The organism is Pseudomonas sp. NPDC090752 (assembly GCF_055584805.1).
The window spans coordinates 157,465-174,412 of sequence record NZ_JBVJLI010000005.1 but is presented as its reverse complement, the minus strand read 5'-3'; the positions used below and the strand labels follow the sequence as shown (position 1 = coordinate 174,412).

Genomic DNA, 16,948 nt, shown 5'->3' with positions numbered 1-16,948 from the left:
CGCAGAGCGCCCAAGGAAAGTAATGAAAGTCCTATTTCTGGTGCAGAAGGAACAGCGGGCGATTCTCGATCGCTTGTACGACGGCGTCGCGGCCAACTGTGAATGTGACTTGCGCTGGCTGAGCAGCGATGACCAGCGTAACTTGCGGCGCTACTTCAAGCGCGAAGTGCAGGTCGAGCGCTATGACCGCATCGTCTTCTTCCTGCGCTTCAAGCAGGAGATTCGCCAGGTGGCGTTCATCCGCACGGTGCCGAACCTGGTCATCCTCGAGCATGACGCCTATCAGAACTACATCCCCTGCAAATACACCGGCAAGTTCAGTGCGCACTACCGCAAGTTGCCATGGGCACGGGTGATCAGTTCCGGCTACATGGTCAGCGAGCGCCTGCGCCAGGAAGGTTTCGATGCGGTGTTCGTGCCCAAGGGCTATGACGAGCATCTGCTGAGCGATCAGGGGCGCGAGCGCGACATCGACCTGGCGTTCGTCGGTAGCACCAACAGTGTCGCCTACAGTGGGCGCAAGGCGCTGCTGGACGAATTGGGCCGGGTGGAAAACCTGGTGGTGACCCGTACCAAGTCCGGCGAGGATTACTGCAACACGCTCAACCGCATTCGTTTCTTCGTCAGTGCCGATGTCGGCATGGGCGAATACATGATCAAGAACTTCGAAGCGATGGCCTGTGGCTGCGTGCTGCTGGCATTCGACCAGGGCGAGGAAGAAAACCGTGCCCTGGGCTTGCAGGACATGCACAACATCGTGTTCTACGACAACATCCCGACACTGCAGCGCAAGCTGCGCATACTGCGCGATGACCCAGCCCTGGCTCGGCAGATTGCTGAGAATGGCCGCCATCTGGCAGTTTCTCGCTTCAGTTTCGGGGCAGTTGGCCGTAGCATCGTCGACCATATGCGCCCGGCACTCAGGCCGCACCCGCCGTTGTCCACGTGGCAGCGCCTGCGGTTGAAGCTGGGCTTTTAAATTCAAAGAACTTTCGTTTTCACGGATGTAGGCGAAAAGTCGATTGTCGCAACGCGGAGGGAGTCCGGTGCGCTTTTCTCAAGAGAGTGATGTCACGCTTGTCGTGACCAGCTGCGGTCGTTTCGATCTGCTCAAGGAAACCCTTGAGAGCTTCGATCGCTACAACACGGCGCCCATACGCGAAGTCTTCATTACCGAAGACTCCGGCGACGATGCCGTGCATGGCGCTGTGCCGGCGCATTGGAAACCCCACTGCACGGTATTCGTCAACCGCCCCAAGCTTGGCCAGCTGGCGTCGATCGACCTGGCTTACAGCCACGTGAAGACACCCTACATCTTCCACTGCGAAGACGACTGGCAGTTCTATCGCCAGGCCTTCGTCGAGGATTCCCAGGCGGTCCTTGAGGTCAGCCCCGACGTGCTGCAGGTCTGGCTGCGCAGCCATGCCCACGACCTGGCGATTCACAGCCCGTATATTCACCTGGGCGACCGCCAGGTGATCGCCGGGGTGCCGTGCTACCCCTTGCACTCCGAAAAAGCCGAATGGCAGGCCTTTTCCCTGAACCCGGGCTTGCGTCGTCTGAGCGATTACCAGCGCTGTGCGCCATTTGCCGCCTATGCTGGTGAAAAGGCGCTTTCTCGGCGCTACGCTGAGTTAAACCTTACAGCTGTCAAGCTGGAAGGCGATGCAGTCTTGCACACGGGTTTTGGCAGCCACGTGACCTTGCCTGAGGAAGTTCAGCGCAAGGCCAAACGGCGTAATCGCGATCGGTTAAAACTGGCGTTGACGCTGGTCATGGGTGCCTTGGTAGGTATGGGAATATCCATTTTTGTTCACTGACACCGCAGTCCCACCTGGCTTGAACGGGAGAGGGGCGCTATCCCTATGAACATCGTCAACATGATGTGGGCGGGCGGTTCGCCGTACATGTCCATTCACAAAGTTCATCGGCAGGTGTTGTCGCACGCTGGCGCAGATGCCCGCATCAGCAACTGGTTGCTGCTGGGCAGTGGCCTGTGCTGTGGGCTCGGTTCCACACGCGAATGGCATATGCCGCAACGTGCTTTGAAGGGGCGGCACCTGTGGCGCCTGTTGAGGCCGTGGCTGCGCTTTCGACTGCGCAGAGCGTTGGCACAAGCCAAGGCCGATGTGCTGTTGCTCGATGGTGTGGGCGTCGCGCGCCTGGTGCTGCCCCTGTTGGAGCAGATTCCCGGTTTGCGAGCCAAGGTACTTTTCCATGGCCAAACACGCTTGAATGCCAGCGATGTTCGGTTACTCCGCGCATGGCCAGCCGACCGTTTGAGCATTGCAGCGGTCTCGCAGACGCTCGCGGGTGCGCTGGAACATGATCTTGGCCGGCCGGTGCAGACCTTGCGCATGGCGCTCGACCCGCAGTCATTTGTCGCATCCTTGATGAGCCGGGAACGTGCGCGCCAGGTCCTCGCTTTGCCACAAGGCTATGGCCAGGTGCTCGGTGCCGTGGGGCGGTTGGTCGAGAGCAAAGGTTTCGGGATGCTGATCGAGGCATTTGCCGCACGTGTAGCCCTGCAGCCCGACCTGCAGCTGGCAATCATCGGTGATGGCCCTTTGCGCAATACCTTGCAGGCACAGATCGAGGCACTTGGCCTGAGCGAGCGCGTTCGGCTCTGCGGCCATCGCGATGACTTGCATCAGCTCTACCGCGCGTTCGATTGGCTGCTGGTACCCTCGCGCGCCGAGGGCCTTGGCTTGGTCGTCCAAGAGGCCGTCATGGCCGACGTACCGGTGATGTGCAGTGACCTGCCAGTGTTCCATGAACAATTGGGCGAGGCTGGCAGTTACCTGCCAGTTGCCGACGCTCAAGCCTGGGCCGCAGCGATAGGGTGCTGTGACGCTTCGCAAGCACAAGCGTTGGCTGCCAGGCAGCGTCAGGCGCTGGCACCTGACGCTGCCTGGCAGGCCTTCCAGAATGCCTCAGCGAACCTGCTGCGCGGCTGAAGCTCAGCGCGCCAGCAGTGCCGCTTGGAAATCGGCGAGGGGGAAGCGGTCGCCCAGTTTTTCTCGCTCGATGTAACTCACCATGTGTTGCACGTTGCGACGAATCATGCGGGCAGACAATGGCGGACGCAGGAAGCGCATGTCTGCCACGTCGATCAGCCCCAGGCGTTGGTCGGGAGTGACCACTACGTTGCCCAAATGCAGTGAGCGGAAGTAGATGCCACTGCGGTGCAGCTGGCGAACCAGCTCGATCAAGCGGGGAAGATAGTCAGCCCAGCTGAAGTCGTCGTCCCGCGACATCTGCAGCAACGTACGCCCCGGCAGTGGGCGGTACAGCACAGCGGTTCTGCCCGGCAGTTCGAGCTTGTGCTGGCTGATGACTTCGAGCGTCGGGATGCCCAATTGCGCGAGGCGCGCGGCGTTGTCGACGAATCGCTGCGAGTACGGCCGCAACAGCGCAGATGAAATCAAGCGCTTCCTTCGAAAAACCTTGAGGAAATTACCGTCTTCAAGCAGGTAGACTTTGGCGCCATGGCTGTCTGCCTCTAGAACCTGGGCGCCACGTGTCAGCTGATCGAAGTCGACCTGGGTGAGCCGAGAGCATTGCATGAGTTGGGCCTTGTCGTCTGGCAAGCAAAATGACCGGCAATAATGCCGAAAATAATGCCGTAGCACCATGATGGTGTCTTAGATTCACCGGGAGAGCAGATGTTGTATCAAAAAAACTGGGCCCGAGCCTGGTTGGGGTTCGGTCTGGTCTGGTTCCTTGGCGCGATCGCCTTGGCGCCCAGCAACAAGGTTTATCAACAGGGCCTGGTGCTGTTTCTCTGGCTGCCGACGCTGGTGCTGGCGTGGTCTGCCCGGGCGGTGCTTGTCGAGGCCTGGCGTCGTCAGCCAGCCTTGTGGGGGAGTGTGCTGGCGTTGATGGCCTGGTGTGCCATCAGTCTGGCCTGGTCATCTGCCGAAGAGCCGGTGCGAGAGGCCAAGCGGTTGGTTTACATCGTGGTTTTCCTGCTGGCATTCCCGTTGCTGGCGCAAGCCGGTGCAACCCGCATTCGTCACCTGCTGCAGCTTGGCAGTGGCTTGTTGGCGATTGCCGCGTTGATTTCGATCGTGCATTTCTACGGCCTGCAGGACCACCCGCTTATCGGTCGGCTATATGGAATAGGTGAAATTTCCCACCCGATCCTTGGGGCTTACGTTGTGGGCATTGCAGCGCTGCTGTTGCTTTATCAGTTGCCTCACCAACGTGCATTTCAACTGGGCTGGCTGTTGGCCCTGGCCTGTCTTGCCGCATTCATTATGCTTAGCCAGAGCCGTGGCGCGGTGTTGGCCTTGCTCCTGACCGTGGTGATCGCACCCGTGTGGTTGCGTACTCGCTACAGCTTGACGATCGCCGTCCTTGCGCTCGTCGCCACAGGGCTGACGTTCTACGTCGCCTATGATCTGATCAGCGCCCGTGGTTCTTCGTACCGCCCGGAAATCTTCGCAGCGGTGCTGCGGATGATCGGCGAGCATCCATGGACCGGCCTGGGCTTGGGCGCCTCTTATAAAGTATTTGCCGCAGCCAAGGAATTTGACCATACCCACAATATGTTCACTCATGTTGCCGTGGAGTTAGGTTGGCCCGGCATGTTGCTGTGGATCGCGGTGTGGTTGTTCACCCTCGCTGAAATCGTGCGTGCGCGGCATAGGCTGCTGGGCAAGCTGTTGTTCGGGGTGTGGATATTCTCGACCCTGGCCATGCAGTTCGATGCTGCCAGCCTGACCGCTACACCGCGCGCAGAGTGGTTCATCAGCTGGCTGGTGGTCGGCCTGGTCATGTTGTTGCCATGGGGGCGTGCCGAAAATGACGCCTGTGGTAAAATTTTCGGTTCAACCTGAACAGCGAGCTCGATGATGGCCGAAACACCGCTACCGGCGGAGCACACCTCCAGCCTGAAGATTTATTTCCGGCTGCTGAGCTACGTGAAACCCTACATCGGCATTTTTCTGCTGAGTATTGTCGGTTTCGTGATCTTTGCCTCGACCCAGCCAATGCTGGCCGGGATTCTCAAGTACTTCGTCGACGGCCTGAGCAACCCGGAAGCGGTGTTGTTCCCCACCGTGCCTTACCTGCGCGACTTGCAGTTGCTGCAAGCGGTACCCTTGCTGATCATCTTGATTGCGGCGTGGCAAGGGCTGGGTTCGTTCCTTGGCAACTATTTTCTGGCCAAGGTCTCTCTGTCCCTGGTGCATGACCTGCGCGTCGAGTTGTTCAACAAGTTGCTCGTGTTGCCCAACCGCTATTTCGACAACCACAACTCCGGGCACCTGATCTCGCGCATCACCTTCAACGTGACCATGGTCACGGGGGCCGCCACCGATGCGATCAAGGTCGTGATCCGTGAAGGCCTGACCGTGGTGTTCCTGTTTGCCTATCTGTTGTGGATGAACTGGCACCTGACCCTGGTGATGGTCGCCATCCTGCCGGTGATCGCGGTGATGGTCAGTGTCGCCAGCAAGAAATTCCGCAAGCAGAGCAAGAAGATCCAGGTGGCCATGGGCGACGTGACGCATGTCGCTTCCGAGACCATCCAGGGCTACCGCGTGGTGCGCAGCTTCGGCGGCGAGGCCTACGAAGAGCAGCGTTTCAGCCGTGCCAGCCAGAGCAACACCGACAAACAGCTGCGCATGACCAAGACTGGCGCGCTGTACACGCCGATGCTGCAACTGGTGATCTACAGCGCCATGGCGGCCTTGATGTTCCTCGTGCTGTTCCTGCGCGGCGATTCCACCGCCGGTGACCTGGTGGCCTATATCACCGCCGCAGGCTTGCTGCCCAAGCCGATCCGCCAGTTGTCGGAAGTCAGCTCGACCATTCAGAAAGGCCTGGCCGGTGCCGAAAGCATCTTCGAGCAGCTGGACGAGGCGCCTGAGATCGACCGCGGCACCGTGGAGAAGGAGCGGGTTGAGGGCCGCCTGGAAGTACGCAACCTCAGCTTCACCTACCCCGGGACCCAACGTGAAGTGCTGAGCGACATCAGCTTCACCGCCGAGCCAGGGCAGATGATCGCCTTGGTGGGGCGTTCGGGCAGCGGCAAGTCGACGCTCGCGGCGCTGATTCCTCGGTTCTATCACCACGATCAGGGGCAGATTCTGCTCGATGGCGTTGAGATCGAAAATTATCGCCTGCGCAACCTGCGTCGGCACGTTTCGCAGGTGACCCAGCATGTCACGCTGTTCAACGATACCGTGGCCAACAACATCGCCTACGGCGACCTGGCTGGCGCGCCGCGCGCCGACATCGAAGCGGCGGCGGCCGATGCCTACGCCAAGGAGTTCGTCGACCTGCTGCCAAAAGGGTTTGACACCGACGTCGGTGAAAACGGCGTGCTGTTGTCCGGCGGCCAGCGCCAGCGCCTGGCAATTGCGCGGGCCCTGTTGAAAAACGCGCCTTTGCTGATCCTCGACGAAGCCACTTCGGCCCTGGACACCGAGTCCGAGCGGCATATCCAGGCTGCCCTGGACCATGTCATGCAAGGCCGAACCACGCTGGTGATCGCCCACCGCCTGTCGACCATCGAGAAGGCCGACCAGATCCTGGTCATGGACCAAGGCCGATTGGTGGAGCGCGGCACCCATGCCGAGCTGCTGGCAGCCAATGGCTATTATGCCCGCTTGCATGCCATGGGCCTGGAAGAGCCGGCGAAGGCCGATATCACCTGAGTACACCTTCATCGGGGCCGTTCGGCCCCGATTGTCACCGGAATTTTCCAGGGGCAGATCTGGCCATAAAGCCGTCGCCTACCCTGTGCTAATATCCTGCCCCTGTTCATTATTTTCATATGGGTTGCCCATGAAGTTGTCCATGCCGCGTTTCGATCAAGCCCCGGTATTGGTGGTCGGCGATGTCATGCTGGACCGCTACTGGCATGGCGGTACTTCGCGTATTTCGCCTGAGGCGCCAGTGCCGGTGGTCAAGGTCGACCAGATCGAGGATCGCCCTGGCGGCGCGGCCAACGTTGCCTTGAACATCGCCGCCCTCGGTGCCCCGGCAGCGTTAATCGGCGTCACCGGCCAGGATGAGGCCGCCGACAGTCTGGCCAACAGCCTGCAGGCTGCCGGCGTACGTTCAGTGTTCCAGCGCATCGCGCATCAGCCGACCATCGTCAAGCTGCGGGTCATGAGCCGTCACCAGCAGCTGCTGCGTATCGACTTTGAAGAACCGTTCGCCACCGACCCGCTATCGCTGGGGGCCGAAGTCGACAGCCTGCTCGAAGGCGTCAAGGTGCTGGTGCTGTCCGACTACGGCAAGGGTGCACTGAAAAATCACCAGAGCCTGATCCAGGCCGCACGTGCCAAGGGCATTCCGGTCCTGGCCGACCCCAAGGGCAAGGATTTCTCGATCTATCGGGGGGCCAGCCTGATCACCCCGAACCTCAGCGAATTCGAGACCATCGTCGGCCGTTGCGTCGATGAAGCAGAGCTGGTTGCCAAGGGCCTGCAGTTGCTGCTGGACCTGGACCTGGGGGCATTGCTGGTGACCCGTGGCGAGCACGGCATGACCTTGCTACGCACCGGCCAACCGGCGCTGCACCTGCCGGCCCGTGCACGTGAGGTGTTCGATGTGACCGGTGCCGGCGATACCGTGATCTCTACCCTCGCCGCGGCCATCGCGGCCGGTGAAGACCTGCCTCATGCGGTGGCCCTTGCCAACTTGGCAGCGGGTATCGTGGTGGGCAAGCTGGGTACTGCGGCAATCAGCGCACCTGAGTTGCGCCGGGCGATTCAGCGTGAGGAGGGTTCCGAGCGTGGCGTGCTGGGCCTGGAGCAACTGCTGCTGGCCATCGACGATGCGCGCGCACACAACGAGAAGATCGTCTTCACCAACGGCTGCTTCGACATCCTGCATGCCGGGCATGTGACGTACCTGGAGCAGGCGCGTGCCCAGGGCGATCGGTTGATCGTCGCGGTCAATGACGATGCCTCGGTCAGCCGCTTGAAAGGCCCTGGCCGCCCGATCAACAGCGTCGATCGGCGCATGGCCGTATTGGCTGGCCTGGGCGCAGTGGATTGGGTGATCAGCTTCCCCGAAGGCACGCCGGAAAACCTGCTGAGCCAGGTCAAACCGGATGTGCTGGTGAAGGGGGGGGACTATGGTATCGACCAGGTAGTCGGCGCCGATATCGTCAAGGCGTATGGCGGTACCGTGAAGGTGCTGGGGCTGGTCGAAAACAGCTCGACCACCGCGATCGTCGAGAAGATCCGCAAGCACTGATGTGCCGGGGGCTGCATAGCAGCCTCCCATTCACTTGTGCAATGAGGTTCGTGCGCGCTCCAGTAGCGCCCGGGCCTTGTCGCCAAAGCGCTGCAGATGTGACGCCTTGGCGGGCTTGCGCTCCACCAATCCCTGCTGCTTCACCCACTCTTTCCAGCGTATCCGCTCATCACTGACCACCCAGCCGTCCTGGCGCGCGAAGCTTTCGGCCAGGTACAGCCCGCGGGTGCTCGCAGGTATCAATTCGTCCTTTTTGAGCGTATACAACTCGGCGAGCGGCTGGCCATCCTGCACTGGCATCAGGTACAAGTCCGGTCGCTTACGGTTGAGCCGTGCCACCAGTTGATCGCCTTCGAGGCGTTCATCCACATGGAACAGGCTCAGTTTCTTCGCCTCTCTGGGCACTTGCAGGCGCATGTCGTAGATGAGCTGCAGAGAGGCTGTTGGCAGGTGCACATAGGCCCGTGGGCGCTCTAGCAGCATCAGATTGCCGCAGTGCACTGGCCGCGCAGCACCGGATTCCGGCGTCAGCACGAAGGGCAGCGACTCACGGTAGTGCAAAGCGGCGTCATAGGGCGCCGGTAGCCAGGTGTCGTTGAAGCGCCCACCCAGCCAGCCTTCCGGGGTTTCCAGCAGGCATTCTTCTGCCACCTCTTGAACCGCGGTATGCAGCGGCAGGTTGAGTTCCTGGGCTGGGACATATCCTGAAATCAATTTCAGCACCACGTCACCGCGGTCCTGCCGCCGTTGCCGCACCAGTACCCAGTAATCACGATTCTGCCAGTGCAGGGTCAGCCGTACTGAGACCCCCAGGTTGGCCAGCTCGACTACGAAGCGCTGATTGTCGGGCAACTGAATGGCGCGCCGACGCTGCTGGGTCTGGGCAAAATTCAGCGGCATACCGATGCTTTGGTAGACCAGGCCTTCGGGGGTGGCTTCGACATGCAGTGGCAGTGTCTTGAAATTGCTCGGGTTCTTGCGGATCAGCGTACGCGGCACGAGGCTCCTCCTTGCGTCGGGTCAGTCTCCAGGCCTAGGGGCAGGGACCACTCAGTGCTGGCCCAGAATACGGGCGACGGTGGCCACGTTGTGGGCCAGATGCAACGGATTGATGGTGCCGACGATAGCACTGCTGACGCCCGGGTGAGCGAACAGTAGCTCGAAACTGGCCTGCACCGGGTCGACACCAGGGGCAAGGCAGACATGCCCGCTGGCCAGGGCCTTCTTCACCAGGATGGCCTTGCCGTGTTCGGCAGCGTAGTCCAGCACCGGGCGTTCTGCCTGCTCGTCAAGGTTGTAGGTGACCATGGCGCAGTCGCCCTGTTCGAGCGCCTTCAGGCCACCGGCGACGGTCTTGCCGGAGAGGCCGTAGCCGAGGATCTTGCCCTCTTGCTTGAGCGCGGCGAGGGTCTGGTAGACCTCCTGTTGTTCGAGGATTGCCAGATCGTTGCCATCGGAATGCACCAGCACCAGCTCGATGCGGTCGGTTTCCAAGCGGCGCAGGCTGCGTTCGACCGAGAGGCGGGTATGTGCTGCACTGAAGTCGAAGTGCGACAGCCCAGCTTCGAATTCTTCGCCGACCTTGCTGACGATTACCCATTCATCGCGTTGGCCACGCAGCAGCGGGCCCAGGCGCTCTTCACTGCGGCCATAGGCCGGTGCCGTGTCGATCAGGTTGATACCCAGCTCGCGCGCCTGCGCCAGGAGCAGGCGGGCGTCGTCATCACCGGGGATGGTGAACCCGGTGGGGTACTTCACGCCCTGGTCGCGGCCAAGTTTGACCGTGCCCAGGCCCAGAGGAGACACCTTGAGGCCGGTGCTGCCCAACGGTCGGTGGAAGTCGTGAAGGGTTGGCAGGGTCATGGCAGCAGTTGCTCCCAGGCCGGTACGCCGAGCGGTGGGCGCGGCAGCTCGCTGAGATCGGCTTGAGGACCAGGGCGTATACCATCGCGTTCCAGTGCGGCCATTACACGATCACTGAAATCGGGCGCCAGCGCCAGCTTGGTCGGCCAGCCGACTAACAGGCGTTGCTGGTCGGCGAGGAAGGCATTGTCCGGGCGTACCAGGCCCGATTGTGCAGGCTCGGCACGGTCGACGCGCAGGGTGGCCCAGCGCACCAGGCGTTGGTCGACCCAGGGCAGCAAATTGGCGATTTCCTTTTGCGCCGCAGCGATCTGCGCTGCCGGCTCGCGCGCCACGCCATCGGCTTCGGCCAGGTCGCCGCCGAGGTACCAGACCCATTGACCATCGGCCGCCGGGTGGGTGGTCACCGTGACCCGTGGTTTGGGCCCGCCGCCCAGGCAGTGGGCATACAACGGTTTGAGATTCGGCCCTTTGGCCATGACCATGTGCAGCGGCCGGGTCTGCATGGCCGGCTGACTCAGACCCAGGTCCTGCAGCAAACCTTCGGTGCCGGCGCCGGCGCTTAGGACGATGCGCTGGGCGCGGATTTCACGTCCGTCCACGCGTAGGCCGACCAGCGCGTCACCTTCACGCAGCGGCTCGATGCGCTCACCCGCGAGCAGCGAGTCCCCGGCCAGTTCAGCCAGGTTGGCCAGCAGGCTGGGCACGTCGATGACCAGCTCCGCCAGGCGATAGACCTTGCCCTTGAAGGCACGGTCCTGCAGTGCGGGTGGCAGCTGGTCACCTTTGACCTGGTCGACCCGGCCGCGCACCGCCTTGCTGGCGAAAAAGCTGGTGAGGTTGCCGGCCAGCGTGCCCGGTGACCACAAGTAGTGGGCATCGGAGAGCAAGCGGGTGCGCCCGAGGTCCAGTTCGCCAGTCCCGGCCAGGGCTTCGCGCCAGCGCCGCGGCATGTCGGCAATGGCTTCCGAGGCACCGGTCAGGGCGCCGTGCAGGGCGTATTTGGTACCGCCATGGATAATGCCCTGGGACTTGATGGTCTGCTCGCCACCCAGGCTGGCGCGTTCCACCAGCACTGTCGAATAACCCAGGCGGCGCAGGCGGGCGTTCAGCCACAGGCCTGCGACCCCGGCGCCGACGATCAGCACGTCAGTGGAAATGGCGGTTGGCATGGCGGTACCTCGAAGACTGGGACAGCTGGCAAGTATACAGCCCGCATCAATGCCCGGCAGTTTTCGAGAACAGCTGAATCACCACCACTCCACCGACGATCATCGCCATGCCCAGCATGGCTGGCACGTCCAGCTTCTGCCCATAGATCACCAAGGCCGCGATGCTGATCAGCACAATCCCCAGGCCCGACCAGATGGCATAGGCGATCCCTACTGGAATGCTACGCACCACCAGGGTCAGCATCCAGAACGCGATCGCGTAGCCGACCACCATCAGCAACAGGGGCAGCGGCGTGCTGAAGCCCTTGACCGCTTTCATGGAGGCGGTGGCGACGACTTCGGCACAGATGGCGATGGCGAGGTAGGTGTAGGCGTTCATTGGGGATTCTCCGGTTGCTGGTCGGGCATTCTAAGGGATTTGTGGGGGCGGGGAGGGTGGCAGGCGACCGTCTTGAAGTTTTTAGCGCCTTTGAGATCGAGCGCCGCCCGTGCGGCGCATCGCGGATGAATCCATTCCTACATCTGGTTCGGGCCAGTCCATCCTGTAAACTTCGCCGCCATGAATAGAACTCTCTATACCCTGCTGTTTCACCTGGGCCTGCCACTGGTTGCGCTGCGCCTGTACCTGCGTGCGCGCAAGGCGCCGGCTTACGGCCAGCGCATCGGCGAGCGCTTTGCCCTTAACCTGCCAGCCATGCAGCAGGGCGGCGTCTGGGTGCATGCCGTCTCAGTCGGTGAAAGCATCGCCGCCGCCCCCATGGTGCGCGCGCTGCTCAAGGCCTATCCGGACCTGCCGATCACGCTTACCTGCATGACCCCGACCGGTTCCGAGCGCATTCAGGCCCTGTTCGCCGATGAACCACGCATCCAGCATTGCTACCTGCCCTACGACCTGCCGTGGGCGGCGGGGCGTTTTCTCGATCATGTAAAGCCCAAGCTGGGCATCATCATGGAAACCGAGCTGTGGCCCAACCATATTCACCAGTGTGCCAAGCGTGGTATCCCGGTGGCCTTGGCCAACGCCCGGTTGTCAGAGCGTTCCGCCCGTGGCTATGCGCGCTTTGCCAAGCTGACCCGACCAATGCTCGCCGAGATGAGCCTGATCGCGGTGCAGACCGAGACCGAGGCGCAGCGCTTTCGCGATCTCGGCGCGCGTTCCGAGTGCGTGCAGGTGACGGGCTCGATCAAGTTCGACTTGAAAATCGACGATCAACTGCTGCCGCGCGCCCAGGCACTGCGCGAGCAGTGGGGCGCAAGTCAGCGCCCGGTGTGGATTGCCGCCAGTACCCATGAGGGCGAAGACGCGCTGATCCTGCAGGCGCATCGCCAATTGCTCCAGGCACACGGCGATGCGCTGCTGATCCTGGTGCCACGTCACCCCGAGCGGTTCGACGCAGTGCATGCCTTGTGCGCAGAACAGTTCGCCACCGTGCGCCGCTCTACCGGCAGTGCAGTGGATGGCCAGACCCGCGTGTTGCTCGGCGATACCATGGGCGAGTTGCTGTTCCTCTACGCCTTGGCCGATATCGCCTTCGTCGGCGGCAGCCTGGTCGCCACCGGTGGCCACAACCCGCTGGAACCCGCGGCGCTGGCGTTACCGGTGATCATGGGGCCACAGGTGTTCAACTTCCTTGAAATCAGCGCGATGTTGCGCGAGGCGGGGGCGTTGCAGCAGGTGGAGGATGCCGACGGGCTGGCCGAGGCGGTGCGCCGGTTGGTGGAGTTGCCGCAGGATGCGCAGCGCATGGGCGAGGCGGGCAGGGCGGTGATGCGGGCCAATCAGGGGGCTTTGCAGCGCTTGCTGGATGGGCTGGGCGCCCTTATTCGCTGAGGAATGTGGTGCGCCCTTCGCGGGGCGAGCCCGCTCCCACAGGTATTGATGCAGAACTGCAGGTCTGCGCTGAACCTGTGGGAGCGGGCTTGCCCCGCGAAGGGCGCACCGCCCATCTCAAGGCCTACGCTCGAAGTTCTTCGCCGCCGCCGCTGCCAGGTCCGGCGGGAGGAAATCCTTGTCCGGGTTGTAGTCCGCTTTCAGATACCGCTTGAGGTCCACCAGGTCCTGCGGGCTCAAGGTCCCGGCCGCTTGTTTCAGGCTGAGGTTGTCGAGGATGTAGTCATAGCGGCTGTTGTTGTAGTCGCGCACCGAGGTGTATAGCTGACGCTGGGCGTCGAGGACGTCGACGATGTTGCGGGTGCCGACCTGGTAGCCGATTTCGGTGGCTTCCAGCGCGCTCTGGTTGGAAATGATCGACTGCTTGCGCGCCTGTACCTGCTCCACATCGGTATTCACCGCGCGGTGCAAGTTGCGCGTGTTTTCCACCACCTGACGGCGCAGGCTCTCGCGTTGCTGCTCGCTCTGGCTCAGGCGTTGATAGGCCTCGCGCACTTGCGAGCTGGTCAGGCCGCCGCTGTAGATCGGAATGTTCAGCTGCAGGCCGATACTGGTCTGCTCGACGTCACCGCTGTAGCGCACGCCCAGTTGCGAGGGGTTGCTGAAGCCCAGGTTGTCGTTGTCGCCTTTCTGGTACTTGGCCACCGCATCCAGCGTCGGGGCGTGGCCGGCCTTGCGCTGGCGCAGGGTTTCTTCGGCCGCATCGACGGCGTAATTGGTCGCCAGCAGGTTGAGGTTCTGCCGGCCGGCGGTCTCGACCCAGGCCTTGGCATCGTTGGGCGTGGGCACCTGGATCGGCAGGGTATGGACCACACCCTGAATCGAAGAGTATTCGCGGTTGGTCAGGGTCACCAGCGCCTCGAAGGCATCCTGAACCTGGCGCTCGGCGATGATCCTGTTGGCGCGGGCGGTGTCATAGCTGGCCTGGGACTGCAGCACGTCGGTCTTATCCGACAAGCCCACGTCAAAACGTTCGTTGGACTGGTCGAGTTGGCGCTTGAAGGCGGCTTCCTCGGCCTTGGTCGCTGCCAGGTTGTCCTGGGCACGCAGTACCGCGAAGTAGTTCTGCGCGGTTTGCAGGATCAGGTTCTGCTCGGTGGCCGACAGCTCCAGCGCCGCTTGCTCGTTGACCGCCTCAGCGGCCTGCAGTTGGAACCAGCGGTCGGCACGGAACACCGGCTGAGCCAAGGTTGCGCTCCAGGAATTGCCGCTGCGGTTGGAGGTGATCGACGGTTCGTCGAGTTTGGTGCGGGTATTCTGCATCTCGGCACCCGCCGACAGGTTCGGCAACAGGCCTGCGCGGGCCTGGGGCACCACTTCGCGGCGAGCGCCATAATCGGCGCGTGCGGCAGCAAGATCGGCGTTGTTGTCGACCGCTTCCTGGTAGACGCTGACCAGGTCGGTTTTCACTGTTGTGGGCACATCCGCTGCCCAGACCACTCCGTTGGACGCACAAGACACGGCTATCGCCAGTGAGAGTTTGCGCAGCATAGAGGCAATCCTTGTACGAAATTATAATTTCTGAACTGTTGAGTATCGAAAGATGGGCCAGTGTAAGGCCGAGCGCGGTTGGCAACAATCGCCGTGTGCGCCTTTCATCATCGCTACCATTTACCCGCTTGGCTTTGCCGACCACTCCAGTCTAGACTGCGCATGTTCTTGTCGGGGTGCCTTGAAGCAAAGGCTGAGATCGCATAGGTGCGGATCCCGTTGAACCTGATCAGGTTAGCGCCTGCGTAGGGAACAAGATTGCTCGCCTTCCCGGGGAGCCTCTTGTGCAAGGTCCGGGAATGTCTCAGCTGCTTGCAGCTCATGGCACCTCGTCCTCGCACTGCACTCGTCTACGAGTGCGTCCGCCTCTTTCAGGTTTACCCCCGACATTCCGCCCGCTTGGAAGCCGTCTGGAGAGCCTGTGATGACCAAACAAGAAAAAACGATCAACCTCAGTGAGTCGGCGCAAGTCGATCAGCAGTCCGTGCAACCGTTCCCGCGTTCGCGCAAGGTCTATGTCGAAGGTTCGCGCCCGGACATCCGCGTGCCGATGCGCGAAATCAGCCTGCACGACACCCCCACCGATTTCGGCGGCGAAAGCAATGCCCCGGTGCTGGTGTATGACACTTCCGGCCCGTACACCGACCCGAATGTCATCATCGACGTACGCAAAGGGCTGGCCGATGTCCGTTCGGCCTGGATCGACGCGCGTGGCGACACCGAGCGCCTGGGCGGCCTGAGCTCGAACTTCGGCCAGCAGCGCCTGAACGATGCCGAGCTTGCCAAGCTGCGCTTCAACCACGTGCGTAACCCGCGCCGCGCCAAGGCCGGCGCCAACGTCTCGCAGATGCACTACGCCCGCCAGGGCATCATCACTGCCGAGATGGAATACGTCGCCATCCGCGAGAACATGAAGCTGCAGGAAGCCCGCGCCGCTGGCCTGCTCAAGCAGCAGCACGCCGGCCACAGCTTCGGCGCCAACATCCCGAAAGAGATTACCGCCGAGTTCGTGCGCGAGGAAATCGCCCGCGGTCGCGCAATCATCCCGGCCAACATCAATCACACGGAACTGGAGCCGATGATCATCGGCCGCAACTTCCTGGTGAAGATCAACGGCAATATCGGCAACAGCGCCCTGGGCTCCTCGATTGAGGAAGAAGTGGCCAAGCTGACCTGGGGCATTCGCTGGGGTTCGGATACGGTCATGGACCTGTCCACCGGCAAGCACATCCACGAAACCCGCGAGTGGATCATCCGCAACTCGCCGGTACCGATCGGCACCGTGCCGATCTACCAGGCTCTGGAAAAGGTCAACGGCGTGGCCGAGGACCTGACCTGGGAATTGTTCCGCGACACCCTGATCGAGCAGGCCGAGCAGGGCGTGGACTACTTCACCATCCATGCCGGTGTGCTGCTGCGCTATGTGCCGCTGACCGCCAAACGGGTCACCGGCATCGTCAGCCGGGGTGGCTCGATCATGGCCAAATGGTGCCTGGCGCACCACAAGGAAAACTTCCTGTACACGCATTTCGACGAGATCTGCGAAATCATGAAGGCCTACGACGTCAGCTTCTCGCTGGGTGACGGCCTGCGCCCCGGTTCGATCGCCGACGCCAACGATGCGGCGCAGTTCGGCGAACTGGAAACCCTCGGCGAGCTGACCAAGATCGCCTGGAAGCACGACGTTCAGTGCATGATCGAAGGCCCGGGCCATGTGCCGATGCAGCTGATCAAGGAGAACATGGACAAGCAGCTGGAGTGCTGCGACGAGGCGCCGTTCTACACCCTCGGCCCGCTGACCACCGACATCGCCCCCGGTTACGACCACATCACCTCGGGTATCGGCGCGGCGATGATCGGCTGGTTCGGTTGCGCCATGCTCTGCTACGTCACGCCGAAAGAGCACTTGGGCCTGCCGAACAAGGATGACGTCAAGACCGGCATCATCACCTACAAGATCGCCGCGCACGCCGCCGACCTTGCCAAGGGCCACCCCGGCGCGCAGATCCGTGACAACGCCTTGTCCAAGGCGCGTTTCGAGTTCCGTTGGGAAGACCAGTTCAACCTTGGCCTGGACCCTGACACCGCACGCGCTTTCCACGACGAGACACTGCCGAAGGAATCGGCCAAGGTCGCGCACTTCTGCTCGATGTGCGGGCCGAAGTTCTGCTCGATGAAGATCACCCAGGAAGTGCGTGAATACGCCGCCAGGATCGAGACGGTGGACGTGTCCGTCGAGCAAGGCATGCGTGAGCAGGCCGAGCGGTTCCGCCAGGAAGGCAGCCAGCTGTATCACAAGGTGTAAGGCACTCCA

Annotated in this window: 14 protein-coding genes and 1 riboswitch; of the genes, 8 read left to right on the top strand and 6 right to left on the bottom strand. The window is 62.1% G+C overall.

The window, feature by feature from the left end; translation table 11 throughout:
• Positions 1-22: 22 nt before the first annotated feature.
• The 3 genes from ACZ6YA_RS09535 to ACZ6YA_RS09525 all read left to right on the top strand — a co-directional run bounded on the left by ACZ6YA_RS09535 (position 23) and on the right by ACZ6YA_RS09525 (position 2,957).
• The gene (locus ACZ6YA_RS09535) at positions 23-979 is read left to right on the top strand and encodes a glycosyltransferase family protein (protein ID WP_465896842.1); all 957 of its coding nucleotides are present in this window, start codon (positions 23-25) and stop codon (positions 977-979) included.
• 67 nt (positions 980-1,046) lie between these two features.
• Positions 1,047-1,820: a glycosyltransferase family 2 protein gene (locus ACZ6YA_RS09530; protein ID WP_465896841.1), complete on the top strand. Its 774-nt coding sequence runs from the start codon at positions 1,047-1,049 to the stop codon at positions 1,818-1,820.
• 45 nt (positions 1,821-1,865) lie between these two features.
• A complete protein-coding gene (locus tag ACZ6YA_RS09525; protein ID WP_465896840.1) occupies positions 1,866-2,957 on the top strand; it encodes a glycosyltransferase in 1,092 nt (363 codons plus the stop codon).
• A 3-nt stretch (positions 2,958-2,960) separates the two neighbouring features.
• On the opposite strand, the gene ACZ6YA_RS09520 is transcribed toward ACZ6YA_RS09525, so the two are convergent.
• Positions 2,961-3,566: a BUD32 family EKC/KEOPS complex subunit gene (locus tag ACZ6YA_RS09520; protein WP_465896839.1), complete on the bottom strand. Its 606-nt coding sequence runs from the start codon at positions 3,564-3,566 to the stop codon at positions 2,961-2,963.
• A 99-nt stretch (positions 3,567-3,665) separates the two neighbouring features.
• Between ACZ6YA_RS09520 and ACZ6YA_RS09515 the strand changes: the two genes are divergently transcribed.
• The 3 genes from ACZ6YA_RS09515 to hldE all read left to right on the top strand — a co-directional run bounded on the left by ACZ6YA_RS09515 (position 3,666) and on the right by hldE (position 8,217).
• On the top strand, positions 3,666-4,841 hold the full coding sequence (locus tag ACZ6YA_RS09515; protein WP_465896838.1) for an O-antigen ligase family protein: 1,176 nt from the start codon (positions 3,666-3,668) through the stop codon (positions 4,839-4,841).
• A 15-nt stretch (positions 4,842-4,856) separates the two neighbouring features.
• The gene (gene msbA / locus ACZ6YA_RS09510) at positions 4,857-6,665 is read left to right on the top strand and encodes a lipid A export permease/ATP-binding protein MsbA (protein ID WP_465896837.1); all 1,809 of its coding nucleotides are present in this window, start codon (positions 4,857-4,859) and stop codon (positions 6,663-6,665) included.
• A 130-nt stretch (positions 6,666-6,795) separates the two neighbouring features.
• Positions 6,796-8,217 (top strand): bifunctional D-glycero-beta-D-manno-heptose-7-phosphate kinase/D-glycero-beta-D-manno-heptose 1-phosphate adenylyltransferase HldE, encoded by a 1,422-nt coding sequence (gene hldE, locus ACZ6YA_RS09505; protein WP_465896836.1) that lies wholly within the window; start codon positions 6,796-6,798, stop codon positions 8,215-8,217.
• 30 nt (positions 8,218-8,247) lie between these two features.
• Here the strand turns inward: hldE and ACZ6YA_RS09500 are convergent, their stop codons facing one another.
• The 4 genes from ACZ6YA_RS09500 to ACZ6YA_RS09485 are packed head-to-tail and all read right to left on the bottom strand — an operon-like array spanning position 8,248 to position 11,631.
• Entirely contained in the window at positions 8,248-9,216 is a 969-nt protein-coding gene (locus ACZ6YA_RS09500) for a metal ABC transporter ATPase (RefSeq protein ID WP_465896835.1), read from the bottom strand.
• A 51-nt stretch (positions 9,217-9,267) separates the two neighbouring features.
• Positions 9,268-10,080 carry an aldo/keto reductase gene (locus ACZ6YA_RS09495; protein WP_465896834.1) on the bottom strand — a complete coding sequence of 271 codons (813 nt, stop codon included), beginning with the start codon at positions 10,078-10,080 and terminating at the stop codon, positions 9,268-9,270.
• Positions 10,077-11,252: an NAD(P)/FAD-dependent oxidoreductase gene (locus ACZ6YA_RS09490; protein ID WP_465896833.1), complete on the bottom strand. Its 1,176-nt coding sequence runs from the start codon at positions 11,250-11,252 to the stop codon at positions 10,077-10,079. The genes ACZ6YA_RS09495 and ACZ6YA_RS09490 overlap by 4 nt, the downstream gene beginning before the upstream one ends.
• A 46-nt stretch (positions 11,253-11,298) precedes the next feature.
• Positions 11,299-11,631: a DMT family transporter gene (locus tag ACZ6YA_RS09485; protein ID WP_465896832.1), complete on the bottom strand. Its 333-nt coding sequence runs from the start codon at positions 11,629-11,631 to the stop codon at positions 11,299-11,301.
• Positions 11,632-11,811: 180 nt separating this feature from the next.
• Here ACZ6YA_RS09485 and waaA point away from each other — a divergent pair, with 180 nt between their 5' ends.
• Entirely contained in the window at positions 11,812-13,083 is a 1,272-nt protein-coding gene (gene waaA / locus ACZ6YA_RS09480; protein WP_465896831.1) for a lipid IV(A) 3-deoxy-D-manno-octulosonic acid transferase, read from the top strand.
• Between the two features lie 117 nt (positions 13,084-13,200).
• Here waaA and ACZ6YA_RS09475 read toward each other — a convergent pair whose 3' ends face one another.
• On the bottom strand, positions 13,201-14,634 hold the full coding sequence (locus ACZ6YA_RS09475) for a TolC family outer membrane protein (RefSeq protein ID WP_465896830.1): 1,434 nt from the start codon (positions 14,632-14,634) through the stop codon (positions 13,201-13,203).
• 162 nt (positions 14,635-14,796) lie between these two features.
• A riboswitch (TPP riboswitch) is annotated at positions 14,797-14,903 on the top strand.
• Between the two features lie 155 nt (positions 14,904-15,058).
• Between ACZ6YA_RS09475 and thiC the strand changes: the two genes are divergently transcribed.
• Positions 15,059-16,939, top strand: a complete 1,881-nt coding sequence (thiC, locus tag ACZ6YA_RS09470; protein ID WP_465896829.1) for a phosphomethylpyrimidine synthase ThiC — start codon at positions 15,059-15,061, stop codon at positions 16,937-16,939.
• Positions 16,940-16,948: the final 9 nt, after the last annotated feature.

Excerpts from the sequence above, each read along its gene's own strand:
- ACZ6YA_RS09535 (WP_465896842.1), top strand. The coding sequence starts at position 23 with ATGAAAGTCCTATTTCTGGTGCAGAAGGAACAGCGGGCGATTCTCGAT.
- ACZ6YA_RS09525 (WP_465896840.1), top strand. The coding sequence starts at position 1,866 with ATGAACATCGTCAACATGATGTGGGCGGGCGGTTCGCCGTACATGTCC.
- ACZ6YA_RS09520 (WP_465896839.1), bottom strand. The coding sequence starts at position 3,566 with ATGCAATGCTCTCGGCTCACCCAGGTCGACTTCGATCAGCTGACACGT.
- ACZ6YA_RS09515 (WP_465896838.1), top strand. The coding sequence starts at position 3,666 with ATGTTGTATCAAAAAAACTGGGCCCGAGCCTGGTTGGGGTTCGGTCTG.
- msbA (WP_465896837.1), top strand. The coding sequence starts at position 4,857 with ATGGCCGAAACACCGCTACCGGCGGAGCACACCTCCAGCCTGAAGATT.
- hldE (WP_465896836.1), top strand. The coding sequence starts at position 6,796 with ATGAAGTTGTCCATGCCGCGTTTCGATCAAGCCCCGGTATTGGTGGTC.
- ACZ6YA_RS09495 (WP_465896834.1), bottom strand. The coding sequence starts at position 10,080 with ATGACCCTGCCAACCCTTCACGACTTCCACCGACCGTTGGGCAGCACC.
- ACZ6YA_RS09490 (WP_465896833.1), bottom strand. The coding sequence starts at position 11,252 with ATGCCAACCGCCATTTCCACTGACGTGCTGATCGTCGGCGCCGGGGTC.
- ACZ6YA_RS09485 (WP_465896832.1), bottom strand. The coding sequence starts at position 11,631 with ATGAACGCCTACACCTACCTCGCCATCGCCATCTGTGCCGAAGTCGTC.
- waaA (WP_465896831.1), top strand. The coding sequence starts at position 11,812 with ATGAATAGAACTCTCTATACCCTGCTGTTTCACCTGGGCCTGCCACTG.
- ACZ6YA_RS09475 (WP_465896830.1), bottom strand. The coding sequence starts at position 14,634 with ATGCTGCGCAAACTCTCACTGGCGATAGCCGTGTCTTGTGCGTCCAAC.
- thiC (WP_465896829.1), top strand. The coding sequence starts at position 15,059 with ATGACCAAACAAGAAAAAACGATCAACCTCAGTGAGTCGGCGCAAGTC.